Source organism: Streptomyces sp. NPDC029674 (genome assembly GCF_044903205.1).
In the GTDB taxonomy this organism is placed as follows: domain Bacteria; phylum Actinomycetota; class Actinomycetes; order Streptomycetales; family Streptomycetaceae; genus Streptomyces.
In genome coordinates this window covers 159,694-184,318 of the sequence record NZ_JBJDPY010000014.1, presented here as the reverse complement: position 1 = coordinate 184,318, position 24,625 = coordinate 159,694, and the positions used below count along the sequence as shown (strand labels likewise).

Sequence of the window (24,625 nt, the reverse complement as noted above, 5' to 3'; positions counted from 1 at the left end):
TCTATTGCACGCGCAATAGAAGAGCGGGTGCATTCCCTTTCAGGTAGGAGAGACCGGTGTCAGACGTCCGTGTGATCATCCAACGCGATTCCGAGCGGGAAGAGCGCGTGGTGACGACGGGCACTACGGCCGCCGAGCTCTTCCCCGGTGAGCGCACCGTCGTCGCCGCGCGCGTGGCCGGCGAGCTGAAGGACCTGGCGTACGCCGTGGCCGACGGCGACGAGATCGAGCCCGTCGAGATCTCCTCCGAGGACGGCCTGAACATCCTGCGCCACTCGACCGCGCACGTCATGGCGCAGGCCGTGCAGGAGCTCTTCCCCGACGCCAAGCTGGGCATCGGCCCGCCCATCCGGGACGGCTTCTACTACGACTTCGACGTCAAGGAGCCCTTCACCCCCGAGGACCTCAAGCGCATCGAGAAGAAGATGCAGGAGATCCAGAAGCGGGGGCAGAAGTTCTCGCGCCGCGTCACGACCGATGACGACGCCCGCGTCGAGCTGGCCGACGAGCCGTACAAGCTGGAGCTCATCGGCCTCAAGGGCAACGCCGCGCAGGCCGCGGACGGCGCCGACGCCGAGGTGGGCGCCGGCGAGCTGACCATCTACGACAACCTCGACGCGAAGACCGGCGAGCTGTGCTGGAAGGACCTCTGCCGAGGCCCGCACCTGCCCACCACCCGTGTCATCCCCGCCTTCAAGCTGATGCGCTCCGCCGCCGCCTACTGGCGCGGCAGCGAGAAGAACCCGCAGCTCCAGCGCATCTACGGCACCGCGTGGCCGTCGAAGGACGAGCTGAAGGCGCACCTGGAGTTCCTCGCCGAGGCCGAGAAGCGCGACCACCGCAAGCTCGGCTCCGAGCTGGACCTCTTCTCCTTCCCGGAGGAGCTCGGCCCGGGCCTCGCGGTCTTCCACCCCAAGGGCGGCGTGATCCGCAAGGTCATGGAGGACTACTCGCGGCGCCGCCACGAGGTCTCCGGCTACGAGTTCGTGAACACCCCGCACATCTCGAAGGAGAAGCTCTTCGAGATCTCGGGTCACCTGCCGCACTACGCGGAGGGCATGTTCCCGCCCATCGAGTTCGACGAGCAGAACTACCGCCTCAAGGCGATGAACTGCCCGATGCACAACCTCATCTTCAAGTCGCGCGGCCGCTCCTACCGCGAACTGCCGCTGCGCCTCTTCGAGTTCGGCACCGTGTACCGGTACGAGAAGTCGGGCGTCGTGCACGGCCTGACCCGCTCGCGCGGCTTCACGCAGGACGACTCGCACATCTACTGCACCAAGGAGCAGATGCCGCAGGAGCTCGACACGCTCCTGACCTTCGTGCTCGACCTGCTGCGCGACTACGGCCTGAACGAGTTCGAGCTGGAGCTGTCCACCCGCGACGACTCCGACAAGTTCATCGGTGAGGACGCGGACTGGGCGGAGGCCACCGAGGCGCTGCGGCTCGCCGCCGAGAAGCAGAACCTGCCGCTGGTGCCGGACCCGGGCGGCGCCGCGTACTACGGCCCGAAGATCTCCGTGCAGGCCAAGGACGCCATCGGCCGGTCCTGGCAGATGTCGACCATCCAGGTCGACTTCAACCAGCCCAAGCGGTTCAACCTGGAGTACACGGCCGCGGACGGCTCGCGCCAGCAGCCCGTCATGATCCACCGTGCCCTCTTCGGCTCCATCGAGCGGTTCTTCGGAGTGCTCCTGGAGCACTACGCGGGCGCGTTCCCGGCGTGGCTGGCGCCCGTGCAGGCCGTCGGCATCCCGATCGGCGACGCGCACGTCACGTACCTCCAGGAGTTCGCCGAGAAGGCGCGCGCCCAGGGGCTGCGGGTCGAGGTCGACGCGTCGTCCGACCGGATGCAGAAGAAGATCCGCAACCAGCAGAAGGCCAAGGTGCCCTTCATGGTCATCGCGGGCGACGAGGACATGAACAACGGTTCCGTGTCCTTCCGCTACCGCGACGGCTCGCAGGAGAACGGCATCCCCGTCGACGAGGCCATCGCGAAGATCGCGAAGGTCGTCGAGGAGCGCACGCAGGTCTGACGTCAGGCGTCGTCGCCGGCTACGTTGTCGCTGTCTGACGAGGCCCCCGGGGTGTTCCCCGGGGGCCTCGTGCCGTGTCCTGGGTCCCCGGCCTCCCGTGTGTCGCCCTCGCGCGCGAAGACCTGCAGCAGCCACGACGAGAACGAGCCGGTCACCGCGCCGAGCAGCGCCAGACCGCAGCCCATCAGGCCGACGGCGACGAGCCGGCCGAGGGGCGTCACCGGTGCCACGTCCCCGTATCCGACGGTGGCCAGCGTGGCGCACGTCCACCACACCGCGTCTCCAAAGGTACGGATCGTCGCGCCGGGCGCCTCGTGTTCCTGCTGGTAGACGGCGAGCGCCCCGGCGAAGCCGAGCAGGACGGTGGACAGGCCCGCGTAGGCGATCACGCGCGCGTGCAGGGCGAGACGGGGCCGTGCGCGCCGCCGCTGGACCGCCTCGTAGGTGCGGACGATCCGCAGCGGACGCAGCAGCGGCAGGACGAGGACGACCGTGTCCAGCCAGTGGGCGCGGACGAACCGCAGCCGCTGTCCGCTGAGGCGCCACCGCACCGCGTAGTCCACGGCGAACGCGGCCCAGGCGGCCACGGCCGCCGCCAGGCACGCGGTGCGCCACGCCGGGGAAAGCCCGTGGACGAGGACCCGTGCCGCGTACGCCGCCAGGAACAGCGCCGACGCGACGGCCAGCGGGATCTCCGTGCGGTTCTCCCAGCGCGCCCGCCGGCTGTCGTCGATCATCGGCCAAGCTTCACCGCGCGGCCGCGGGTATCCGCCCCGCCGACACGCTCCGAACGGGCGAAGTCATATGCTGCACCTCATGACGAGTGAGCCGGAGCAGCAGATCGGAGTCGGGTCGCAGGACGCGTTCCAGCGCCTGTGGACGCCCCACCGGATGGCGTACATCCAGGGCGAGAACAAGCCCACGGGCCCGGGGGCCGACGACGGCTGTCCCTTCTGCTCCATCCCGGCCAAGTCCGACGAGGACGGTCTCGTCATCGCGCGCGGCGAGCAGGTGTACGCGGTCCTCAACCTGTACCCGTACAACGGCGGCCACCTGATGGTCGTGCCCTACCGCCACGTCGCCGACTACACGGACCTGACGGGCCCGGAGACGGCCGAGCTCGGCGAGCTCACCAAGCAGGCGATGAAGGCGCTGCGCACCGCGTCCGGCGCGCACGGCTTCAACATCGGCATGAACCAGGGAGCCGTGGCGGGCGCGGGGATCGCCGCGCACCTGCACCAGCACGTCGTCCCGCGCTGGGGCGGCGACACCAACTTCATGCCGGTGGTGGGCCACACGAAGGTGCTGCCGCAGCTGCTCGCCGACACCCGCAAGATGCTCGCGGACGCCTGGCCCGCGGCTCTCTAGTCCGCGGACCGGCCCCGTTCGTACCGCAGGCCTTTCCGTTCGTACGCTCCCTACGCGTCGTACACGTCCGCCTTCCTCGGCATCGGGTCCTGGATCGCACCGCTGAGGAAGCCGGAGCGGGCACCGAACTTGGTCGTGTCCACGCCGTTCTCGTCGAGGACCCTGATCGCCGCCGAGTGCACCACGCGCAGCACGGGCGTGGCGGCGCGCAGCGCGTCGTCGGCCATGAAGCGGTGCCGCCACGGCTTGTCCGCCCAGGCGTGCCGCAGCCCGAAGGGCTCGGGCAGGACCAGCTTGCCGCCGAGGTAGTCCAGGAGCGGCGGGTACCAGGTGAAGGGGGCGCGCACCGCGAGGCGCACGACCTCGTCCGCGTCGATCAGCGGCAGGTTGCGAGTGGTGGTCTCCCAGAACCTGATCGCCTTGGCGACCGTCTTCGTCTTGGGCGAGGGCTTCGTGGTGAACAGCGAGTGCACCGGGCCGAGGGCATGGCCCGTGACCTCGATGCGCAGCGTCTCGTGCAGCACGGTCACCGTGATCAGCATCGTGATGACCAACTGGCCGTCCCAGAGCGTGAACTGCACGCCCAGGTAGTGGCGGTTGCCGCTGCCGAACTGCTGCTCGTTGCAGATCCGCTGTATCTCGTGGCCGCGGATCTGGAAGGCCTCGACGTCCGTGCCGGTGGGGCGGGACACCGCCTTGGCGTTCTCCCCGATGGGGGAGACGATCCAGTGCTTTATGTCCGGGGTGGGGAAGCCGCCGGTGTGCAGGGGCCCCCGCTCCAGCATGCGCAGCTGGTCGTGCACCGCGCGTATGACATCCCAGCTGCGGAAGGGGTGGATCTCCTTGCTCGGGTCGGCGGGCACCAGCTCCTCGGCCAGCTGCCAGCTGCCCCAGCGGGTGCCCATGCCCAATATGCCCTTGGGCCCGGCGTAGAACACGGAGTTGCTCTGCTGCTCCGCGGAGAGTCTCGCCAGGCCCTGGCGGAGCCGCTCGGCGGCCGTCTCGCCGGGGCTGCCGGGCACCGCCTCGGGGATCTTGGCCCCGATGCCGCCGCCCGCGAGCAGGCTCGACCAGCGGTCGCGCAGGTCATGGGCGGTGCGCTCGGCGATCTGCTTGGCCCAGAACCAGCCCACCACGGGCAGCACGATCGCCGCGCGCAGATACCAGGCCCAGAAGCCGCCGAACGGCAGCTTGAGCAGGGCGATGGCGGCCAGCACGCCCACGGCGACCAGGACGGCCGTCGCGAGGGCGCCCGCGCGCTTGTCCTCGCTCTTGGCGACCTGCCTGCGGATGGTGAAGACGAGCAGCCAGACGAGCAGGCCCGGCAGGAAGAGCACCCCGCACAGCACCATCACGGCGGTCAGCCAGCTGTCGCGCTCCTTGCGGATGCGGTTCGCCGCGAGGCAGTGCTCGACGACCGCCTGCGGCTCCGTCCCGAAGGACTGGATGAGCGGGCTGCGGCCGCCGCCCAGCATCCGCACCTGCACGGTCCGCGCGAACGCCTCGCCCAGGTTCGGCTTGAAGAGGGAGAAGAGGCCGGGCTTCACCTCCGACTTGTGCCACTCGCTGTTGGCCGCCAGGAGCCCCTCGACGTCGCCGTCGCGGTACGCCGCCGAGGCCAGGGCATGCGTCGCCGCCGTCTGTCCCGCGGCGCCCGAGAGAGGAACCTGGGCCCCGGGCCTGAAGTCGAATACATCGTCCGCCACTGCCGCCCCCATCGCCGCGACGCCTTCGCTGCTGCGGCTCTTCCCGACTTCCCTGTCCGGCACACCTCTTGCCGCCGGACACACCGTTGATCAGGTCATCAGCGTATCGGGCAGCACCGACATCCGTCAGGGGGCGGCGGAATGCCGCCCGCCGGGAGGGGACGGCGGGCGGAGGGTTCAACTACGAAGCGCCCCGCGCCTGTTCGCGGATCCTCTCGGAGAGCTGCGGAGGCATCGGTTCGTGACGTGCGTACGTACGGTTGAAGCGCGCGGTGCCCTGGGAGAGGGACCGCAGATCCACCGCGTACCGGCCGATCTCGATCTCTGGGACCTCGGCCCGCACCAGGGTCCGCCCGCCGGCCGCCTGCTCGGTGCCGACGACCCGGCCGCGGCGGCCCGACAGGTCGCTCATCACCGCGCCCACGTAGTCGTCGCCGACCAGGACCGTCACCTCCGCGACCGGTTCGAGCAGATGGATCCGGGCTTCGGCGGCGGCCTCGCGCAGCGCGAGCGCGCCCGCCGTCTGGAACGCGGCGTCGGAGGAATCCACCGAGTGCGCCTTGCCGTCGAGGAGCGTGATGCGCACGTCGATCAGCGCGTACCCGGCGGCGACGCCCTTCGCCGCCTGGGCGCGCACGCCCTTCTCGACGGACGGGATGAACTGGCGCGGGATCGCGCCGCCCACGACCTTGTCGACGAACTCGATGCCGCTGCCGCCGGGCAGCGGTTCGACCTCGATCTCGCAGATCGCGTACTGGCCGTGCCCGCCCGACTGCTTCACATGCCGGCCCCGGCCATGGGACTTGTCGGCGAAGGTCTCCCGAAGGGAGACCTTGTGCGGTACGACGTCGACCTGGACGCCGTACCGGCTGCGCAGCCGCTCCAGGGCCACGTCGGCGTGCGCCTCGCCCAGGCACCACAGGACCACCTGATGCGTGTCCTGGTTCTGTTCGAGCCGCATCGTCGGGTCCTCGGCGACGAGCCGTGAGAGGCCCTGCGAGAGCTTGTCCTCGTCGGCCTTGCTGTGCGCCTGGATGGCGAGCGGCAGGAGCGGGTCGGGCATGTCCCAGGGCGCCATCAGGAGCGGGTCGTCCTTGGCGGAGAGGGTGTCGCCGGTCTCGGCCCGGTTCAGCTTGGCCACGCACGCCAGGTCGCCCGCGACGCACCGGGTGAGCGTGCGCTGCTGTTTGCCGAAGGGGGAGGAGAGCGCGCCGACGCGCTCGTCGACATCGTGGTCCTCGTGGCCGCGGTCGGCCAGGCCGTGCCCGGAGACGTGCACGGTCTCGTCGGGGCGCAGGGTTCCGGAGAAGACGCGGACGAGTGAGATCCGACCCACGTACGGGTCGGACGCGGTCTTCACGACCTCCGCCGCGAGCGGCCCTTCCGGGTCGCAGGTGAGCGCGGGCCGCGGCTTGCCGTTCGGGGTGGTCACGGCCGGTGCCGGGTGTTCGAGCGGGGTCGGGAAGCCGCCGGTGATGAGCTCCAGGAGCTCGACCGTGCCGATGCCCTGGCGCGCGCCCTCCGCGGCGGGCGCGGCCGCGAGCACCGGATGGAAGATGCCGCGCGCGACGGCCCGCTCCAGGTCGTCCACGAGCGTCTTGAAGTCGATGTCCTCACCGCTGAGATAGCGGTCCATGAGGGACTCGTCCTCGCTCTCGGAGATGATCCCCTCGATCAGGGTGTTGCGCGCCCGCTCGATCAGCGGCAGCTGGTCCTCGCCGGGCTCGGACTCCTTTCGCTCCCCGGAGGCGTAGTCGAAGATCCGCTGCGAGAGCAGCCCGATCAGGCCGGTCACCGGGGCGTGGCCGTCCGGTCCCTGCTCTCCGTAGAGGGGCAGGTACAGCGGCAGTACGGCATCGGGGTCGTCGGCGCCGAACGCCTCGGCGCAGGTGCGGGTCATCCCGGCGAAGTCCGCGCGGGCCGACTCCAGGTGCGTGACGACGATGGCCCGCGGCATGCCGACGGCCGCGCACTCCTCCCACACCATGCGGGTCGCGCCGGTGATGCCTTCGGTGCCCTCCGCCGCCGAGACGACGAAGAGGGCCGCGTCCGCGGCGCGCAGACCGGCCCTCAGCTCACCGACGAAGTCGGCGTATCCAGGGGTGTCCAATAGGTTGATCTTGTAGCCGCCCCACTCGACGGGGACGAGGGACAGTTGGACCGAGCGCTGTTGCCGGTGCTCGATCTCGTCGTAGTCGGAGACGGTGCCGCCGTCCTCCACGCGGCCCGCCCGGTTCACCGCCCCCGCGGTCAGCGCGAGAGCCTCCACCAGAGTCGTCTTGCCCGAGCCGCTGTGGCCGACCAGCACCACATTCCGTACGGACGCGGGGTGGTCGGCCGATGCTGCCCTGCCGGCGGCTCCGGGGTGTGCACTTGCCTTGTCGCCCATGCCTTGGCCTCCCGGTTACGTGCACGGTGAGGAGGCTCAGCCCCCTCGGGGATGCTGGCTGCTCGCGGACGCGCGGGGCCGACTGCGGGGCGGCTCCGGCGGCGCCCGTCATGGTTTCGAGCTTTCCACTCGGGTCACTCTGCGTCCATACGTCGTACGCGATCGTGAGGGGGCGAGCCGGTCCGTCAAGGGCGTGACTACGATGGGCCGGTCGGTGGCCAACGGGGCCGCACGGCGCACCGAACCCTCGGGAAGGCCATGCTGAACAAGTACGCGCGTGCATTCTTCACGCGTGTCCTCACGCCGTTCGCCGCGTTTCTCATCCGCCGCGGGGTCAGCCCCGACGCGGTCACCTTCATCGGCACGGCCGGTGTGGTGGCGGGAGCGCTGGTCTTCTTCCCGCGGGGAGAGTTCTTCTGGGGAACGATCGTCATCACCCTGTTCGTCTTCTCGGACCTCGTCGACGGCAACATGGCCCGTCAGCTGGGCCGCTCCAGCCGCTGGGGCGCCTTCCTGGACTCGACGCTCGACCGGGTGGCCGACAGCGCGATCTTCGGCGGCCTCGCCCTCTGGTACGCCGGATCCGGCGACGACAACATCCTCTGCGCCGTCTCCATCTTCTGTCTGGCGAGCGGCCAGGTGGTCTCGTACACGAAGGCACGCGGTGAGGCCATCGGCCTGCCCGTCGCCGTCAACGGCCTGGTGGAGCGCGCCGAGCGCCTGGTGATCTCGCTGGTCGCCGCGGGCCTCGCGGGCCTCCACAAGTTCGGTGTCCCCGGCATTCAGATCCTGCTGCCCATCGCCCTGTGGATCGTCGCGGCCGGCAGCATGGTCACCCTCGTCCAGCGTGTCGTGACCGTGCGCCGGGAGTCCGCGGAGGCGGACGCCGCGACCGCGTCCGGGGCGGGCTCCGGGGCGCAGGAGAGTGAGGCCGCGCAGTGAAGGACCGACTCACCGACGGGCTGTACGGGCTCGGCTGGAGCACCGTCAAGAAGCTCCCCGAACCCGTCGCCGAACGGCTCGGCAGGACCATCGCCGACACGGTCTGGAAGCGCCGCGGCAAGGGAGTGCTGCGCCTGGAGTCCAACCTCGCGCGCGTGGTGCCCGACGCGAGCCCGCAGCGGCTCGCCGAGCTCTCCAAGGCGGGCATGCGCTCCTACCTGCGCTACTGGATGGAGTCCTTCCGGCTGCCGTCCTGGAGCAGGGAACGCATCGCTGATGGCATCGACGTCAAGGACGTCCACCACCTCACCGACGGGCTCGCCGCCGGCAAGGGCGTCGTCCTCGCACTGCCCCACCTGGGCAACTGGGACCTCGCCGGCGCCTGGGTCACCACCAAGCTGGAGACCCCCTTCACGACGGTCGCCGAGCGCCTGAAGCCCGAGACGCTGTACGACCGCTTCGTCGCCTACCGCGAGAGCCTCGGCATGGAGGTCCTGCCGCACGAGGGCGGCGCCGCCTTCGGCACGCTGGCACGGCGGCTGCGCGCGGGCGGTCTCGTCTGTCTCGTCGCCGACCGCGACCTGTCGGCCTCCGGAGTCCCGGTCAAGTTCTTCGGAGACACCGCCCGGATGCCCGCCGGGCCCGCGCTGCTCGCCCAGCAGACCGGCGCCCTGTTGCTGCCCGTCACCCTCTGGTATGACGAGTCGCCCGTCATGAAGGGCCGTGTCCACCCCCCTGTCGAGGTCCCCGAGACAGGTACCCGGATCGAAAAGACGTCTGCCATGACACAGGCGCTGGCCGACGCCTTCGCCACCGGTATCGCCGACCATCCGGAGGACTGGCACATGCTGCAGCGACTGTGGCTCGCCGACCTGGAGCCCCGCCCCGACGCCGCGACCCGCCGGGCGGGGGAGCCCTCGTGAAGATCGGCATCGTCTGCCCCTACTCGTGGGACGTGCCGGGCGGCGTCCAGTTCCACATCCGCGATCTGGCGGAGCACCTCATCCGCCTCGGACACGAGGTCTCTGTACTGGCCCCGGCCGACGACGAGACACCGCTCCCGTCGTACGTCGTGTCGGCGGGACGCGCCGTTCCCGTGCCGTACAACGGCTCCGTCGCGCGGCTCAACTTCGGCTTCCTGTCCGCCGCGCGGGTGCGCCGCTGGCTGCACGACGGCACCTTCGACGTCATCCACATCCACGAGCCCACATCGCCCTCGCTGGGGCTGCTCACCTGCTGGGCCGCGCAGGGCCCGATCGTCGCGACGTTCCACACGTCCAACCCGCGCTCCCGGGCGATGATCGCCGCGTACCCGATCCTGCAGCCCGCCCTGGAGAAGATCAGCGCGCGCATCGCCGTGAGCGAGTACGCGCGCCGCACGCTCGTCGAACACCTCGGCGGCGACGCCGTCGTCATCCCGAACGGCGTCGACGTCGACTTCTTCGCCGAGGCCGAGCCCAAGCCCGAGTGGCAGGGGGAGACGATCGGCTTCATCGGCCGCATCGACGAGCCCCGCAAGGGCCTCCCCGTGCTGATGAAGGCGCTCCCGCAGATCTTCGCCGAGCGGCCGAACGCCCGCCTGCTGGTCGCGGGCCGCGGCGACGAGGAGGAGGCGGTGGCCCCGCTCCCCGCCGAACTCCGCTCCCGGGTGGAGTTCCTCGGCATGGTCAGCGACGAGGACAAGGCGCGGCTGCTGCGCAGCGTCGACCTGTACGTCGCGCCCAACACCGGCGGCGAGAGCTTCGGGATCATCCTCGTCGAGGCGATGTCCGCGGGCGCGCCCGTGCTCGCCAGCGACCTGGACGCCTTCGCGCAGGTCCTCGGCCAGGGCGCGGCGGGCGACCTGTTCAGCAACGAGGACGCGGAGTCCCTCGCCAAGTCGGCGGTACGTCTCCTCGCCGACCCCGAGCGCCGCGAGGGCCTGCGCGAGCGCGGCAGCGCGCACGTGCGGCGCTTCGACTGGTCGACGGTCGGCTCCGACATCCTCGCGGTGTACGAGACGGTCACGGACGGCGCGACGTCGGTCGCCGAGGACGAACGGGTGGGGCTGCGGGCGCGGTTCGGGCTCACGCGTACGTGACGTTCAGCGGCCACCCGGCGCGCTGCGGCGGTCCGCGGGTGCCCGGTGGCGGACCGCCGACCGTGGGGCGACTAGCCTGAACGTCCGTGACCTCCACTTTGATCTGGATCGCGGTAGCCCTCTTCGCGATCGGCCTCTACCTGAGCTGGACCGCCGGACGGCTCGACCGGCTGCACGCGCGCATCGACGCGTCCCGGGCCGCCCTCGACGCCCAACTGCTGCGCCGCGCCTCGGTCGCCCAGGAACTGGCCACCTCCGGAGTGCTCGACCCCGCCGCCTCGATCGTGCTCTACGAAGCGGCGCACGCGGCCCGGCAGGCCGAGGAGGAACAGCGCGAGGTCGCCGAGAGCGAGCTCAGCCAGGCGCTGCGGGCGATCTTCGGCGAGGTCCAGCAGGTCGAGGCCGTGCGTGAGGCTCCGGGCGGCGACGAGGCGGCCACCGAGCTCGCCGCGTCCGTACGCCGGGTGCCGATGGCCCGGCGCTTCCACAACGACTCCGTGCGCGCCGCCCGCGCCCTGCGCCGCCACCGCAAGGTCCGTTGGTTCCGCCTTGCCGGGCACGCGCCCTTCCCGATGGCCTTCGAGATGGACGACGAGCCGCCCACCGCGCTGGCCGACCGGGCGACTACGTAGAGACACAAAGTGCTGGTCACGCGGCTCTGACCTGGCACGTCCGGGAAAAATGAGCCACCGGTCATCCATTGGCCCTTGCTGTGGCCTGGTCGCCGGGCGTTTCCTCGGAGCTGTAGAAACCTTCTTCAGCGAGTGAGGTCAACTCCGTGTCCAGCACCCCTGACAGCACCAACCCGACGCCCGAGACCGGCACCGCGCGCGTGAAGCGCGGCATGGCCGAGCAGCTCAAGGGCGGCGTGATCATGGACGTCGTCAACGCCGAGCAGGCGAAGATAGCCGAGGACGCCGGCGCCGTGGCCGTCATGGCGCTGGAGCGGGTGCCCGCCGACATCCGCAAGGACGGCGGCGTGGCGCGGATGTCCGACCCGAACATGATCGAAGAGATCATCGAGGCCGTCTCGATCCCGGTCATGGCCAAGTCCCGCATCGGCCACTTCGTCGAGGCGCAGGTCCTGCAGTCGCTGGGTGTCGACTACATCGACGAGTCCGAGGTCCTCACCCCGGCCGACGAGGTCAACCACAGCGACAAGTTCGCCTTCACCACCCCGTTCGTGTGTGGTGCCACCAACCTGGGCGAGGCCCTGCGCCGCATCGCCGAGGGCGCGGCCATGATCCGCTCCAAGGGCGAGGCCGGCACCGGCAACGTGGTGGAGGCCGTCCGCCACCTGCGCCAGATCAAGAACGAGATCGCCAAGCTGCGCGGCTTCGACAACAACGAGCTGTACGCCGCCGCCAAGGACCTCCGCGCCCCCTACGAGCTGGTCAAGGAGACCGCCGAGCTCGGCAAGCTCCCGGTGGTCCTCTTCTCCGCCGGTGGCGTCGCCACCCCGGCCGACGCCGCCCTGATGCGCCAGCTCGGCGCCGAGGGCGTCTTCGTCGGCTCCGGCATCTTCAAGTCCGGCGACCCGGCCAAGCGCGCCGCCGCCATCGTGAAGGCCACCACCTTCTTCGACGACCCGAAGATCATCGCCGACGCCTCCCGCAACCTGGGCGAGGCCATGGTCGGCATCAACTGCGACACCCTGCCGGAGACCGAGCGCTACGCGAACCGAGGCTGGTAATGACCACTCCCGTAGTGGGCGTCCTCGCCCTTCAGGGGGACGTACGGGAGCACCTGATCGCCCTGGCCTCGGCGGACGCCGTGGCCAGGCCGGTCCGGCGCCCCGAAGAGCTCGCCGAGGTCGACGGCCTGGTCATCCCCGGCGGCGAGTCCACCACCATCTCCAAGCTGGCCACCCTCTTCGGCCTGATGGAGCCCCTCCGCGCGCGCGTGCGTGACGGTCTGCCCGTCTACGGCAGCTGCGCGGGCATGATCATGCTCGCCGACAAGATCCTCGACCCGCGCTCGGGCCAGGAGACGGTGGGCGGCATCGACATGATCGTGCGGCGCAACGCGTTCGGACGGCAGAACGAGTCGTTCGAGGCCGCCGTCGACGTCAAGGGTGTCGAAGGCGCCCCGGTCGAGGGCGTCTTCATCCGGGCTCCCTGGGTGGAGTCGATCGGCGCCGAGGTCGAGGTGCTCGCCGAGCACGAGGGCCACATCGTCGCCGTGCGCCAGGGCAACGCGCTCGCCACGTCCTTCCACCCCGAGCTGACGGGCGACCACCGCATCCACGCGCTGTTCGTGGAGATGGCGCGGGGTAACCCCCGCGCGGGATCCTTGTAGGATCTCCGGGGATCCCACCGGGGCCTTAAGGTCTGAAGGTCTGGGAGAGTTCGTACTGGTTGTTGGGTAACGCGAAGGAGACAGGCAGATGTCCGGCCACTCTAAATGGGCTACGACGAAGCACAAGAAGGCCGTGATCGACGCCAAGCGCGGCAAGCTCTTCGCGAAGATGATCAAGAACATCGAGGTCGCGGCCCGCACGGGCGGCGCCGACGTGTCCGGTAACCCGACCCTCTTCGACGCCATCCAGAAGGCCAAGAAGAGCTCGGTCCCGAACAAGAACATCGACTCCGCGGTCAAGCGCGGCGCCGGTCTCGAAGCCGGTGGCGCCGACTACGAGACGATCATGTACGAGGGCTACGGCCCGAACGGTGTCGCGGTGCTCATCGAGTGCCTCACCGACAACCGCAACCGCGCCGCCTCCGACGTGCGCGTCGCCATGACGCGCAACGGCGGCTCGATGGCCGACCCGGGCTCCGTGTCGTACCTCTTCAACCGCAAGGGCGTCGTCATCGTCCCCAAGGGCGAGCTGAGCGAGGACGACGTCCTCGGCGCCGTCCTCGACGCGGGCGCCGAAGAGGTCAACGACCTCGGCGAGACCTTCGAGGTGCTCAGCGAGGCCACCGATCTGGTCGCGGTCCGCACCGCGCTCCAGGAGGCCGGCATCGACTACGACTCGGCCGACGCCAACTTCGTCCCCACCATGCAGGTCGAGCTGGACGAGGACGGCGCCCGGAAGATCTTCAAGCTGATCGACGCCCTGGAGGACAGCGACGACGTGCAGAACGTCTTCGCCAACTTCGACGTCTCGGACGAGGTCATGGCGAAGGTCGACGCGTAAGCGGCAGCTCGCGCAGTTCCCCGCGCCCCCTATGGGGCGCGCATGGGCCGACGGGACACGCCCCGTCGGCCCATCGCGTTGTCAGAGGGACCCGATAGCCTGCACGGACAGGCAAAAGGGGAGGGCTTACGTGCGCGTGCTGGGAGTCGACCCGGGACTCACCCGGTGCGGTGTCGGTGTCGTCGAGGGCGTCGCCGGACGACCGTTGACCATGCGCGGCGTCGGAGTCGTGCGGACCCCGGCCGACGCCGAGTTGGGCCACCGCCTCGTCGCCATCGAGCAGGGCATCGAGCAGTGGCTCGACGAGTACGTCCCCGAAGTCCTCGCCGTGGAGCGGGTGTTCAGCCAGCACAACGTACGCACGGTCATGGGCACCGCCCAGGCCAGCGCCGTCGCCATGCTCTGCGCGTCGCGCCGCGGCATCCCCGTCGCCCTGCACACCCCCAGCGAGGTCAAGGCCGCCGTCACCGGCAGCGGCCGCGCGGACAAGGCCCAGGTCGGGGCGATGGTCACCCGCCTCCTGCGGCTCGACGCACCCCCGAAGCCCGCCGACGCCGCGGACGCCCTGGCCCTCGCCATCTGCCACATCTGGCGCGCCCCGGCGCAGAACCGCCTCCAACAGGCCGTCGCCCAGAACCGCCTGCAACAGGCAGCGGCCCTGCACGCCACGAGAAACCCCGCACCCCAGAAAGGCCGTACCGCATGATCGCCTTCGTCAGCGGCCCCGTCGCCGCCCTCGCCCCCGATACCGCGGTGGTCGAGGTCGGCGGCATCGGCATGGCCGTCCAGTGCACGCCCAACACGCTCTCCACGCTCCGGGTGGGCCAGCAGACCAAGCTCGCCACCTCCCTGGTCGTACGAGAGGACTCCCTCACCCTGTACGGCTTCGCGGACGACGACGAGCGCCAGACCTTCGAGCTGCTCCAGACCGCGAGCGGCGTCGGCCCGCGCCTCGCCCAGGCCATGCTCGCCGTGCACACCCCCGACGCCCTGCGCCGCGCGGTCTCCACCGGTGACGAGAAGGCGCTCACCGCCGTCCCCGGCATCGGCAAGAAGGGCGCCCAGAAGCTCCTCCTCGAGTACAAGGACCGCCTCGGCGAGCCCCTCGGCACCGGCGGCCCCGCGATCGGCAAGGCCGTCACCGCGGGCTGGCGCGACCAGCTGCACGCCGCGCTCATCGGCCTCGGGTACGCCACGCGCGAGGCCGACGAGGCCGTCGCCGCCGTCACCCCGCAGGCCGAGGCCACCGAGGGCACACCGCAGGTCGGCCAGCTCCTCAAGGCCGCACTCCAGACCCTGAACCGCACCCGCTAGCCCCACCCGTAAGCACCCGCCGCCCCCCTTGAACCGCATCGCGAGGCACACCGCATGAACTGGGACGACACGACCGACGACGCTGCCGGCGCGGCCGAGCGGCTCGTCGGGCCCGCCGAGGAGCGGCTGGTGGACTCCGTCGCCGACGGCGAGGACCAGGCGGTCGAGGCCGCCCTGCGCCCCAAGGACCTGGGCGAGTTCATCGGCCAGGAGAAGGTCCGCGAGCAGCTCGACCTGGTGCTGCGGGCGGCCCGCGCGCGGGGCGCCACCGCCGACCACGTGCTGCTCTCCGGAGCCCCCGGCCTCGGCAAGACCACCCTCTCGATGATCATCGCCGCCGAGATGGGCGCCCCGATCCGCATCACCAGCGGCCCCGCCATCCAGCACGCGGGCGACCTCGCCGCGATCCTCTCCTCCCTCCAGGAGGGCGAGGTCCTCTTCCTCGACGAGATCCACCGGATGTCGCGGCCCGCCGAGGAAATGCTCTACATGGCCATGGAGGACTTCCGTGTCGACGTCATCGTCGGCAAGGGCCCCGGCGCCACCGCCATCCCCCTCGAACTGCCGCCCTTCACCCTCGTCGGCGCCACCACGCGCGCGGGCCTGCTGCCCCCGCCGCTGCGCGACCGCTTCGGCTTCACCGCGCACATGGAGTTCTACGAACCCGCGGAGCTGGAGCGCGTCGTCCACCGCTCCGCCCAGCTCCTCGACGTGGAGATCGACCCGGCAGGCGCCGCCGAGATCGCGGGCCGCTCGCGCGGCACGCCCCGTATCGCCAACCGCCTGCTGCGCCGCGTCCGGGACTACGCCCAGGTCAAGGCCGACGGCCGGATCGACCGCGAGATCGCCGGCGCGGCCCTCGCGGTCTACGAAGTGGACGGACGGGGCCTCGACCGCCTCGACCGGGCGGTCCTGGACGCCCTGCTCAAGCTGTTCGGCGGCGGTCCCGTCGGCCTTTCGACGCTCGCGGTCGCGGTGGGGGAGGAGCGCGAGACGGTCGAGGAGGTGGCGGAGCCCTTCCTCGTACGGGAGGGACTGCTCGCCCGCACCCCGCGCGGCCGCGTCGCGACCCCCGCGGCATGGGCGCACCTCGGCCTGGTGCCGCCGCGGCAGACGGGCGGAAAGGGACAACAGGACCTGTTCGGGGCGTGATATCGGCGAGACAGTGCCGCGGCCGAAGGACAACGGCGCGGATAGTCGACCCCTCAGGAACTGCGGTGCCATGCTGAGCGTTGTTCGTTAGGTGCGGACTCGCTTAGACTCCGCCGATGCCGCCCTTGCGGGCGGCGTACCCACCCCCATCCCAATGGCCGCTTACCTGCGCGGTCGTGCGAAGGAAACTCCGTCCCGTGAATATCGTGACCCTCCTCCCGTTCATCGTGCTCATCGGGGCCATGTTCCTGATGACCCGGTCTGCCAAGAAGAAGCAGCAGGCCGCCGCGCAGATGCGTAACGAGATGCAGCCCGGCACCGGCATCCGCACGATCGGTGGCATGTACGCCACCGTCAAGGAGGTTCACGACGAAGCCGTCCTCCTTGAGGTGGCTCCCGGTGTCCACGCGGTGTACGCGAAGAACTCGATCGGCGCCGTTCTCGCCGACGACGAGTACAACCGCATCGTGCACGGCACCGAGGACGACCTGAACGAGGACGACGCCCCCGTCGTTCCGGACGACGCCTCCTCCCTGACCGAGACCGACGAGCCCGCCGACGCTTCCGCCGACTCGCCCATCGACCTCGGCAAGAAGGACACGGCCGCCGGGACCGACGACGCGGAGCCGAAGAAGACCGACGGCGAGTCCGACGCGAAGTAGTCACGGCCGGGGCCCGTGGGGCGCGCCGCTCGCGCGCCACGGGCCCCGGATCACGTGCGTTTCGCGCCGAATCCCGACACCACTTCATGGCCGCCCGCCCGGGCCTCCCCGCACCGCAAGGGGACAGACCGGACGCCGGGCGGTTGGACAGGGAGAACGAGAAGGTGGCAGCACCCAAGAAGGGCCGAAGGCAGAGCGCTCCCGGCAAGCCGGGACGCTCACTGGTCTTCATCCTGATCGCCCTCGTGGCGCTGACCGGGGGAATGTTCCTTTCCGGGCACACCACGCCGCGCCTGGGCATCGACCTCGCCGGTGGCACGAGCATCACGCTCGAGGCGAAGAACGAGCCCGGTCAGAAGAACGCGATCAACCCGACCAACATGAACACCGCGGTTGACATCATCAACAACCGCGTCAACGGCCTGGGTGTGTCCGAGGCCGAGGTTCAGACCCAGGGCGACAAGAACATCATTGTCAACATCCCCAAGGGTTCGAACGAGAAGCAGGCGCGCGAGCAGGTCGGTACGACCGCTCAGCTCTACTTCCGTCCGGTGATCACGCAGACCAGCGGCGCGCCGACGCCCGAGCCGTCCCCCAGCCCCTCGTCCGGAACGGACAAGGACAAGGCCACCGGCAAGGCGACGGACAAGGCGACCGACAAGGCCACCGACAAGGCGACGGACAAGGCCACCGACAAGGCGACCTCCCCCACCGCTTCCCCGTCGACCCAGGGCCGCGCCGTCAGCGAGGCCCTGAAGGCGGACGACCCCACGCCGTCGGACAAGGCCAAGGACGGTGACGACGGCAAGAAGAAGGACGAGACGCCGACGCCCGACCCGGCCACCGCCAAGCTCCAGGAGCAGTTCACGAAGCTGGACTGCACCGACAAGAAGGCCCGCGCCGCGGCCGGCCAGGGCGTCAAGCCCTCCGAGCCCACCATCGCGTGCGGCAAGAGCCCCGACGGCAAGTCGTGGGACAAGTTCATCCTGGCCCCGGCCGAGCTGAACGGTAAGGACGTCGACGACGCCAAGGCGACCATCAACCAGCAGTCCGGTGCCTGGGTCGTCAACATGGAATTCACCAAGGGCGGCTCGAAGAAGTTCTCGAAGGTCACCAGCAAGCTGTCGCAGCAGCAGCCCCCGCAGAACCAGTTCGCGATCGTCCTGGACCGCGAGGTGGCCTCCGCGCCCAGCGTCAACACGACCCTGAGCGCCAACGCCGAGATCTCCGGCAGCTTCAACCAGGAGTCCGCCAAGGACCTGGCGAACATCCTGTCGTACGGCGCCCTGCCGCTCACCTTCCACGAGCAGAGCGTCACCACGGTGAGCCCGGCGCTCGGCGGCGAGCAGCTGCAGGCGGGCCTCATCGCGGGCGCCATCGGCCTCGCGCTGGTCATCATCTACCTGGTCGCCTACTACCGCGGCCTCTCGCTCATCGCCATCGCGAGCCTCCTGGTCTCCGCGGCGCTGACGTACACGATCATGACGCTGCTCGGCCCGACCATTAAGTTCGCGCTGAACCTGCCCGCCGTCTGCGGTGCGATCGTCGCGATCGGCATCACGGCGGACTCCTTCATCGTGTTCTTCGAGCGCGTACGGGACGAGATCCGCGAGGGCCGCACGCTGCGTCCCGCCGTCGAGCGGGGCTGGCCGCGCGCCCGGCGCACCATCCTGGTCTCCGACTTCGTGTCGTTCCTCGCCGCCGCCGTGCTCTTCGTCGTCACGGTCGGCAAGGTGCAGGGCTTCGCGTTCACGCTCGGCCTGACCACGCTGCTCGACGTCGTCGTCGTCTTCTTCTTCACGAAGCCGCTGATGACCCTCATGGCCCGCAAGAAGTTCTTCGCCAACGGCCACAAGTGGTCCGGCCTCGACCCGGAGCGGCTCGGCGCCAAGCCCCCGCTGCGCCGGTCCCGCCGCACCACCGCTCCCCCCGCCGGCCCTGTCGACCCGAAGGAGGCGTGAGATGTCGAAGCTCGGCAATCTCGGCGCCAGGCTCTACCGCGGTGAGGTCGGCTACGACTTCGTCGGCAAGCGCAAGATCTGGTACGGCATCTCGATACTGATCACCATCACGGCCATCGTCGGCCTGGCGGTGCGCGGCCTGAACATGGGCATCGAGTTCGAGGGCGGCGCCGTCTTCAACACCCCGAAGACCAGCGTCTCGGTCTCCCAGGCCGAGGAGGCCGCGGAGAAGGCCTCCGGTCACGACGCGATCGTCCAGAAGCTGGGCGACAACGAAATGCGCATCCAGATCGCCGGTGTGGACATCAAGAAGTCCGACCAGATCAAGAAGGCGCTCGCCGAGGACCTGGACGTCAAGGCCGCCGACATCAACGCCGACCTGGTGGGCCCCAGCTGGGGTGAGCAGATCGCCAACAAGGCCTGGCAGGGCCTGGCGATCTTCATGGTGCTCGTGGTGATCTACCTGGCCATCGCCTTCGAGTGGCGCATGGCCCTGGCGGCACTCATCGCACTGATCCACGACATCACCATCACCGTGGGTGTGTACGCGCTGGTCGGCTTCGAGGTCACCCCGGGTACGGTGATCGGTCTGCTGACCATCCTCGGTTACTCGCTCTACGACACGGTGGTGGTCTTCGACAGCTTGAAGGAGCAGTCGAAGGACATCACCAAGCAGACCGGGCACACCTACAGCGAACTCGCCAACCGCAGCATCAACGGCACCCTGGTGCGCTCCATCAACACCACGGTCGTCGCGCTGCTCCCGGTGGCGGGCCTGCTCTTCATCGGTGGCGGTGTCCTGGGCGCGGGCATGCTCAACGACATCTCGCTGTCGCTGTTCGTCGGCCTCGCGGCCGGTGCGTACTCCTCGATCTTCATCGCCACGCCGCTCGTCGCCGACTTCAAGGAGCGCGAGCCGCAGATGAAGGCCCTCAAGAAGCGGGTGTTCGCCAAGCGCGCGGCGGCCGCCGCCAAGGGCGAGTCCGTGGACGCGCCGGAGTCCGCCGGTGCAGGGGAGCCGCAGGACGTCGTGGTCGGTGACGCCGCCCCGGCCGTCGTCGGTCCGCGCACCCAGCCCGCGTCGCGCGGCCGCGGCAAGGGCCGTCCTTCCGGGAAGCGCCGATGACCGAGCTCGCCGGCGTCACGGAGCTGCTGCTCAGCCGCATCCGTGACGTCCCCGACTACCCGGTGCCGGGCGTGATGTTCAAGGACATCACGCCGCTGCTCGCCGACCCGGTCGCGTTCGCCGCGCTCACGGAGACGCTCGCCGACCTCAGCGTGCGGCACGGCGCCACGAAGATCGTCGGCCTGGAGGCCCGTGGCTTCATCCTCGGCGCCCCCGTCGCACTCCGCGCCGGGCTCGGCTTCATCCCCGTACGCAAGGCGGGCAAGCTCCCCGGAGCGACGCTGAAGCAGAGCTACGACCTGGAGTACGGCAGCGCCGAGATCGAGGTGCACGCCGAGGACCTGGACGCGGGCGACCGCGTCATGGTCATCGACGACGTCCTCGCCACCGGCGGCACCGCGGCGGCCTCGCTGGACCTGATCCGCCGCTCGGGCGCCGAGGTGGCCGGAGTCGCGGTCCTCATGGAGCTCGGCTTCCTCGACGGCCGCCGGAAGCTGGAGCAGGCCTTGGGCGGGGCGCCGCTGGAGGCGCTGATCACCGTCTGAGGCACTGAGACGGTCCGCAGGACGGCACGACGGGCGTTCCGGTATCCACCGGGACGCCCGTCGCCCGTTGTCGTGCCGGCCGATTCCCTCGGCCGGCCCGCAGCGGGGGACCCGCCGGGAATCGGACACCCGCCCCTCGCGTTTCTCCTGTACAGAGCTGTCTCACCGGCCGAAGGCGAGCCGAAGGCCCAGGGTCGATACCATGGACTCTTCGGGGCCTGACCGGGGGACCCCGATCGCGCACAGGGAGCGCTCTTGCCAGACGAGTCCCAGCCACTCACCGCCGCCAAGGCCGCGCAGAAGGCCCAGCAGGCCTCGGCGGCCTCAGCCGCGCCCGCGAAAAAGGCAGAAGGCGGGCAGGGCGGCACGTCCGCGCAGCGCGCCCAGGGAGAGGTCGCCCGGGGCGACAAACCGGCCGAGCAGCCCCGCCCGAAGCCGCCCGCGGACCACCACCCGACAGCTCCCGCGATCCGGCCGGCCACCGGCCAGCCCGCGCGTTCCGGCTCCTCCAACCGCGTCCGGGCCCGGCTCGCCCGGCTCGGCGTCCAGCGCTCGAACCCGTACAACCCGGTCCTGGAGCCCCTCCTGCGCATAGTGCGCAGCAACGACCCCAAGATCGAGTCGTCCACGCTCCGCCAGATCGAGCGGGCCTACCAGGTCGCCGAGCGCTGGCACCGCGGCCAGAAGCGCAAGAGCGGCGACCCGTACATCACGCACCCGCTCGCCGTGACGACCATCCTCGCCGAGCTGGGCATGGATCCGGCCACCCTGATGGCGGGGCTGCTCCACGACACCGTCGAGGACACCGAGTACGGCCTGGACACCCTCAAGCGCGACTTCGGCGACCAGGTCGCGCTGCTCGTCGACGGCGTCACCAAGCTGGACAAGGTCAAGTTCGGCGAGGCCGCGCAGGCCGAGACCGTGCGCAAGATGGTCGTCGCCATGGCCAAGGACCCCCGCGTCCTGGTCATCAAGCTCGCCGACCGCCTGCACAACATGCGCACGATGCGGTACCTGAAGCGCGAGAAGCAGGAGAAGAAGGCCCGCGAGACCCTGGAGATCTACGCTCCGCTGGCGCACCGCCTGGGCATGAACACCATCAAGTGGGAGCTGGAGGACCTCGCCTTCGCGATCCTCTACCCCAAGATGTACGACGAGATCGTGCGCCTCGTCGCCGAGCGGGCCCCCAAGCGCGACGAGTACCTCGCCATAGTGACCGACGAGGTCCAGGCCGACCTCAGGTCCGCCCGCATCAAGGCCACCGTCACCGGCCGCCCGAAGCACTACTACAGCGTCTACCAGAAGATGATCGTGCGAGGCCGGGACTTCGCGGAGATCTACGACCTGGTGGGTATCCGGGTACTTGTCGACACCGTCCGCGACTGTTACGCCGCGCTCGGCACCGTGCACGCGCGATGGAACCCGGTCCCCGGCCGGTTCAAGGACTACATCGCGATGCCGAAGTTCAACATGTACCAGTCGCTGCACACGACGGTCATCGGCCCCAACGGCAAGCCCGTCGAGCTCCAGATCCGCACGTTCGACATGCACCGCCGCGCCGAGTACGGCATCGCCGCGCACTGGAAGTACAAGCAGGAGGCCGTCGCCGGCGCCTCCAAGGTACGCACCGACGTGCCGCGGAAGGCCGGCGGCAAGGACGACCACCTCAACGACATGGCGTGGCTGCGCCAGCTCCTGGACTGGCAGAAGGAGACCGAGGACCCCAGCGAGTTCCTGGAGTCGCTGCGCTTCGACCTGTCGCGCAACGAGGTCTTCGTGTTTACGCCGAAGGGCGACGTCATAGCGCTTCCGGCGGGCGCCACCCCCGTCGACTTCTCGTACGCGGTGCACACCGAGGTGGGCCACCGCACCATAGGCGCACGGGTCAACGGCCGCCTCGTACCGCTCGAATCGACCCTGGACAACGGCGACCTGGTGGAGGTCTTCACCTCGAAGGCCGCGGGCGCGGGCCCCTCCCGCGACTGGCTCGGCTTCGTCAAGTCGCCGCGGGCGCGCAACAAGATCCGCGCGTGGTTCTCCAAGGAGCGCCGTGACGAGGCCATCGAGCAGGGCAAGGACGCCATCGCGCGCGCCATGCGCAAGCAGAACCTGCCGATCCAGCGGATTCTGACGGGCGACTCGCTCGTCACGCTCGCGCACGAGATGCGCTACCCGGACATCTCCTCGCTGTACGCGGCCATCGGCGAAGGCCACGTCACCGCGCAGTCCGTCGTGCAGAAGCTCGTCCAGGCGCTCGGCGGCGAGGAGGCCGCCAACGAGGACATCGCCGAGAGCGCGCCGCCCTCGCGCGGCCGCAGCAAGCGCCGCTCCAACGCCGACCCGGGCGTCGTCGTCAAGGGCGTCGAGGACGTGTGGGTCAAGCTGGCCCGCTGCTGCACGCCCGTGCCCGGCGACCCCATCATCGGCTTCGTCACGCGCGGCAGCGGCGTCTCGGTGCACCGCAGCGACTGCGTGAACGTGGACTCCCTCTCGCGCGAGCCCGAGCGGATCCTGGAAGTCGAGTGGGCGCCCACCCAGTCGTCGGTCTTCCTGGTCGCCATCCAGGTCGAGGCCCTGGACCGCTCGCGCCTCCTGTCGGACGTCACGCGCATCCTCTCGGACCAGCACGTGAACATCCTGTCGGCGGCCGTGCAGACCTCCCGCGACCGCGTCGCCACGAGCCGCTTCACTTTCGAGATGGGCGACCCCAAGCACCTGGGCCACGTGCTCAAGGCGGTCAGGGGCGTGGAGGGCGTGTACGACGTGTACCGGGTGACGTCGGCGCGCAGGCCGTAAACGCGGTACTACGTAGAACGGCTCCCGCACATCGCGTGCGGGAGCCGTTCTACGTAGCGTGGTGAAAACTCAGCCGCCGAACTCGTGCAGGCCCTTCAGAGCCTGGTCGAGCAGTGCCTGGCGGCCGTCGAGCTCCTTCTGGAGCTTGTCGGCCTTGGCGTTGTTGCCCGCGGCGCGCGCCTTGTCGATCTGCTCGACCAGCTTGTCCACGGCGGCCTGCAGCTGACCGGTGAGACCCTCGGCCCGAGCCCGTGCCTCCGGGTTCGTCCGGCGCCACTCGGCCTCCTCGGACTCCTGCAGCGCACGCTCCACGGCGTGCATCCGGCCCTCGACCTTCGGGCGGGCGTCACGCGGGACGTGGCCGATGGCCTCCCAGCGCTCGTTGATGGCCCGGAACGCGGCACGGGCCGTCTTCAGGTCCGTCACCGGGACGAGCTTCTCGGCCTCGGCGGCCAGCTCCTCCTTGAGCTTCAGGTTCTCGCCCTGCTCGGCGTCGCGCTCCGCGAAGACCGCGCTGCGCGCCGCGAAGAAGACGTCCTGGGCGCCGCGGAAGCGGTTCCACAGATCGTCCTCGTGCTCGCGCTGGGCGCGGCCCGCGGCCTTCCAGTCGGCCATCAGCTCGCGGTACCGCGCGGCCGTCGGACCCCAGTCCGTCGAGCCCGAAAGGGCCTCGGCCTCGGCGACCAGCTTCTCCTTGGCCTTGCGGGCGTCCTCGCGCTGCGCGTCCAGCGAGGCGAAGTGCGCCTTGCGGCGCTTGGAGAACGCCGAGCGCGCGTGCGAGAACCGGTGCCACAGTTCGTCATCCGATTTGCGGTCCAGACGCGGCAGACCCTTCCAGGTGTCCACCAGGGCCCGCAGCCGCTCACCGGCCGCCCGCCACTGCTCGCTCTGGGCCAGCTCCTCGGCCTCGACGACCAGCGCCTCCTTGGCGTGCCGCGCCTCGTCGGACTGCTTGGCCTTCTGCGCCTTGCGCTCCTCGCGGCGGGCCTCGACGGTCTCCACCAGCTTGTCGAGCCGCTTGCTCAGGGCGTCCAGATCACCGACCGCGTGCGCCTCGTCGACCTGCTGACGCAGGTGGTCGATGGCGGTCATCGCGTCCTTGGCCGACAGATCGGTCGTCTTCACCCGGCGCTCGAGAAGTCCGATCTCGACGACCAGACCGTCGTACTTGCGCTCGAAGTAGGCCAGGGCCTCATCAGGAGATCCTGCCTGCCACGAACCGACCACTCGCTCGCCGCCGTCGGCCGTACGCACGTACACGGTCCCCGTCTCGTCGACGCGGCCCCACGGGTCGCTGCTCACAGCGCCTCCTCCACATGATGCCTGCGCAGGGCCTCGGGGCCCCCGGCATCGTCCACAGTTTCGTCACCGCCAACATAGGCGACCGGCGGGGCGGCTGTCCGCATCCC

At 70.3% G+C, this 24,625-nt stretch carries 21 protein-coding genes; 17 read left to right on the top strand and 4 right to left on the bottom strand.

Annotated features, from left to right (window positions below; all coding sequences use genetic code 11):
* The first annotated feature begins 56 nt into the window (after window positions 1-56).
* The gene (thrS, locus tag ACI2L3_RS30155) at window positions 57-2,036 is read left to right on the top strand and encodes a threonine--tRNA ligase (protein WP_404755541.1); all 1,980 of its coding nucleotides are present in this window, start codon (window positions 57-59) and stop codon (window positions 2,034-2,036) included.
* A gap of 2 nt (window positions 2,037-2,038) precedes the next feature.
* Here the strand turns inward: thrS and ACI2L3_RS30150 are convergent, their stop codons facing one another.
* Window positions 2,039-2,773, bottom strand: a complete 735-nt coding sequence (locus tag ACI2L3_RS30150) for a potassium channel family protein (RefSeq protein ID WP_404755540.1) — start codon at window positions 2,771-2,773, stop codon at window positions 2,039-2,041.
* 67 nt (window positions 2,774-2,840) lie between these two features.
* On the opposite strand from ACI2L3_RS30150, the gene ACI2L3_RS30145 reads away from it, so the two are divergent.
* A complete protein-coding gene (locus ACI2L3_RS30145) occupies window positions 2,841-3,404 on the top strand; it encodes an HIT family protein (protein WP_398310906.1) in 564 nt (187 codons plus the stop codon).
* A 50-nt stretch (window positions 3,405-3,454) separates the two neighbouring features.
* On the opposite strand, the gene ACI2L3_RS30140 is transcribed toward ACI2L3_RS30145, so the two are convergent.
* Together ACI2L3_RS30140 and ACI2L3_RS30135 are read right to left on the bottom strand one after the other, a co-directional pair.
* Complete coding sequence (locus ACI2L3_RS30140) at window positions 3,455-5,122, bottom strand: hypothetical protein (RefSeq protein WP_404755598.1); 1,668 nt, start codon at window positions 5,120-5,122, stop codon at window positions 3,455-3,457.
* Window positions 5,123-5,291: 169 nt separating this feature from the next.
* On the bottom strand, window positions 5,292-7,499 hold the full coding sequence (locus ACI2L3_RS30135) for an elongation factor G-like protein EF-G2 (protein WP_404755539.1): 2,208 nt from the start codon (window positions 7,497-7,499) through the stop codon (window positions 5,292-5,294).
* A gap of 258 nt (window positions 7,500-7,757) precedes the next feature.
* Between ACI2L3_RS30135 and pgsA the strand changes: the two genes are divergently transcribed.
* From pgsA to ACI2L3_RS30060, 15 genes are all read left to right on the top strand, one after another.
* A complete protein-coding gene (gene pgsA, locus ACI2L3_RS30130) occupies window positions 7,758-8,441 on the top strand; it encodes a phosphatidylinositol phosphate synthase (protein ID WP_404755538.1) in 684 nt (227 codons plus the stop codon).
* Window positions 8,438-9,364, top strand: a complete 927-nt coding sequence (locus ACI2L3_RS30125) for a phosphatidylinositol mannoside acyltransferase (protein ID WP_404755537.1) — start codon at window positions 8,438-8,440, stop codon at window positions 9,362-9,364. The genes pgsA and ACI2L3_RS30125 overlap by 4 nt, the downstream gene beginning before the upstream one ends.
* Complete coding sequence (locus tag ACI2L3_RS30120) at window positions 9,361-10,521, top strand: glycosyltransferase family 4 protein (protein ID WP_404755536.1); 1,161 nt, start codon at window positions 9,361-9,363, stop codon at window positions 10,519-10,521. The genes ACI2L3_RS30125 and ACI2L3_RS30120 overlap by 4 nt, the downstream gene beginning before the upstream one ends.
* 86 nt (window positions 10,522-10,607) lie before the next feature.
* Window positions 10,608-11,153: a hypothetical protein gene (locus ACI2L3_RS30115; RefSeq protein ID WP_398310893.1), complete on the top strand. Its 546-nt coding sequence runs from the start codon at window positions 10,608-10,610 to the stop codon at window positions 11,151-11,153.
* Between the two features lie 146 nt (window positions 11,154-11,299).
* Entirely contained in the window at window positions 11,300-12,214 is a 915-nt protein-coding gene (pdxS, locus tag ACI2L3_RS30110; RefSeq protein WP_362999327.1) for a pyridoxal 5'-phosphate synthase lyase subunit PdxS, read from the top strand.
* The gene (gene pdxT / locus ACI2L3_RS30105; protein ID WP_404755535.1) at window positions 12,214-12,819 is read left to right on the top strand and encodes a pyridoxal 5'-phosphate synthase glutaminase subunit PdxT; all 606 of its coding nucleotides are present in this window, start codon (window positions 12,214-12,216) and stop codon (window positions 12,817-12,819) included. Before pdxS ends, pdxT begins: the two co-directional genes overlap by 1 nt.
* Window positions 12,820-12,907: 88 nt before the next feature.
* On the top strand, window positions 12,908-13,660 hold the full coding sequence (locus tag ACI2L3_RS30100) for a YebC/PmpR family DNA-binding transcriptional regulator (RefSeq protein ID WP_362999325.1): 753 nt from the start codon (window positions 12,908-12,910) through the stop codon (window positions 13,658-13,660).
* A gap of 130 nt (window positions 13,661-13,790) precedes the next feature.
* The gene (gene ruvC, locus ACI2L3_RS30095; protein WP_404755534.1) at window positions 13,791-14,366 is read left to right on the top strand and encodes a crossover junction endodeoxyribonuclease RuvC; all 576 of its coding nucleotides are present in this window, start codon (window positions 13,791-13,793) and stop codon (window positions 14,364-14,366) included.
* Complete coding sequence (gene ruvA, locus ACI2L3_RS30090) at window positions 14,363-14,974, top strand: Holliday junction branch migration protein RuvA (RefSeq protein WP_398310878.1); 612 nt, start codon at window positions 14,363-14,365, stop codon at window positions 14,972-14,974. Before ruvC ends, ruvA begins: the two co-directional genes overlap by 4 nt.
* A gap of 54 nt (window positions 14,975-15,028) precedes the next feature.
* On the top strand, window positions 15,029-16,126 hold the full coding sequence (ruvB, locus tag ACI2L3_RS30085; protein WP_404755533.1) for a Holliday junction branch migration DNA helicase RuvB: 1,098 nt from the start codon (window positions 15,029-15,031) through the stop codon (window positions 16,124-16,126).
* 197 nt (window positions 16,127-16,323) lie between these two features.
* On the top strand, window positions 16,324-16,788 hold the full coding sequence (gene yajC / locus ACI2L3_RS30080) for a preprotein translocase subunit YajC (RefSeq protein WP_404755532.1): 465 nt from the start codon (window positions 16,324-16,326) through the stop codon (window positions 16,786-16,788).
* A 164-nt stretch (window positions 16,789-16,952) separates the two neighbouring features.
* Window positions 16,953-18,749, top strand: coding sequence for a protein translocase subunit SecD (secD, locus tag ACI2L3_RS30075; protein ID WP_404755531.1), 1,797 nt, complete (start codon window positions 16,953-16,955; stop codon window positions 18,747-18,749).
* A gap of 1 nt (window position 18,750) precedes the next feature.
* Complete coding sequence (gene secF / locus ACI2L3_RS30070) at window positions 18,751-19,875, top strand: protein translocase subunit SecF (RefSeq protein WP_404755530.1); 1,125 nt, start codon at window positions 18,751-18,753, stop codon at window positions 19,873-19,875.
* The gene (locus ACI2L3_RS30065; protein ID WP_404755529.1) at window positions 19,872-20,420 is read left to right on the top strand and encodes an adenine phosphoribosyltransferase; all 549 of its coding nucleotides are present in this window, start codon (window positions 19,872-19,874) and stop codon (window positions 20,418-20,420) included. The genes secF and ACI2L3_RS30065 overlap by 4 nt, the downstream gene beginning before the upstream one ends.
* Before the next feature lie 255 nt (window positions 20,421-20,675).
* Window positions 20,676-23,216 carry a RelA/SpoT family protein gene (locus ACI2L3_RS30060; RefSeq protein ID WP_404755528.1) on the top strand — a complete coding sequence of 847 codons (2,541 nt, stop codon included), beginning with the start codon at window positions 20,676-20,678 and terminating at the stop codon, window positions 23,214-23,216.
* A gap of 69 nt (window positions 23,217-23,285) precedes the next feature.
* Here ACI2L3_RS30060 and ACI2L3_RS30055 read toward each other — a convergent pair whose 3' ends face one another.
* Window positions 23,286-24,518 (bottom strand): DUF349 domain-containing protein, encoded by a 1,233-nt coding sequence (locus tag ACI2L3_RS30055; RefSeq protein WP_404755527.1) that lies wholly within the window; start codon window positions 24,516-24,518, stop codon window positions 23,286-23,288.
* Window positions 24,519-24,625 lie beyond the last annotated feature (107 nt).

Excerpts from the sequence above, each read along its gene's own strand:
- ACI2L3_RS30150 (WP_404755540.1), bottom strand. The coding sequence starts at position 2,773 with ATGATCGACGACAGCCGGCGGGCGCGCTGGGAGAACCGCACGGAGATC.
- ACI2L3_RS30145 (WP_398310906.1), top strand. The coding sequence starts at position 2,841 with ATGCTGCACCTCATGACGAGTGAGCCGGAGCAGCAGATCGGAGTCGGG.
- ACI2L3_RS30140 (WP_404755598.1), bottom strand. The coding sequence starts at position 5,122 with ATGGGGGCGGCAGTGGCGGACGATGTATTCGACTTCAGGCCCGGGGCC.
- ACI2L3_RS30135 (WP_404755539.1), bottom strand. The coding sequence starts at position 7,499 with ATGGGCGACAAGGCAAGTGCACACCCCGGAGCCGCCGGCAGGGCAGCA.
- pgsA (WP_404755538.1), top strand. The coding sequence starts at position 7,758 with ATGCTGAACAAGTACGCGCGTGCATTCTTCACGCGTGTCCTCACGCCG.
- pdxT (WP_404755535.1), top strand. The coding sequence starts at position 12,214 with ATGACCACTCCCGTAGTGGGCGTCCTCGCCCTTCAGGGGGACGTACGG.
- ACI2L3_RS30100 (WP_362999325.1), top strand. The coding sequence starts at position 12,908 with ATGTCCGGCCACTCTAAATGGGCTACGACGAAGCACAAGAAGGCCGTG.
- ruvA (WP_398310878.1), top strand. The coding sequence starts at position 14,363 with ATGATCGCCTTCGTCAGCGGCCCCGTCGCCGCCCTCGCCCCCGATACC.
- ruvB (WP_404755533.1), top strand. The coding sequence starts at position 15,029 with ATGAACTGGGACGACACGACCGACGACGCTGCCGGCGCGGCCGAGCGG.
- secF (WP_404755530.1), top strand. The coding sequence starts at position 18,751 with ATGTCGAAGCTCGGCAATCTCGGCGCCAGGCTCTACCGCGGTGAGGTC.
- ACI2L3_RS30065 (WP_404755529.1), top strand. The coding sequence starts at position 19,872 with ATGACCGAGCTCGCCGGCGTCACGGAGCTGCTGCTCAGCCGCATCCGT.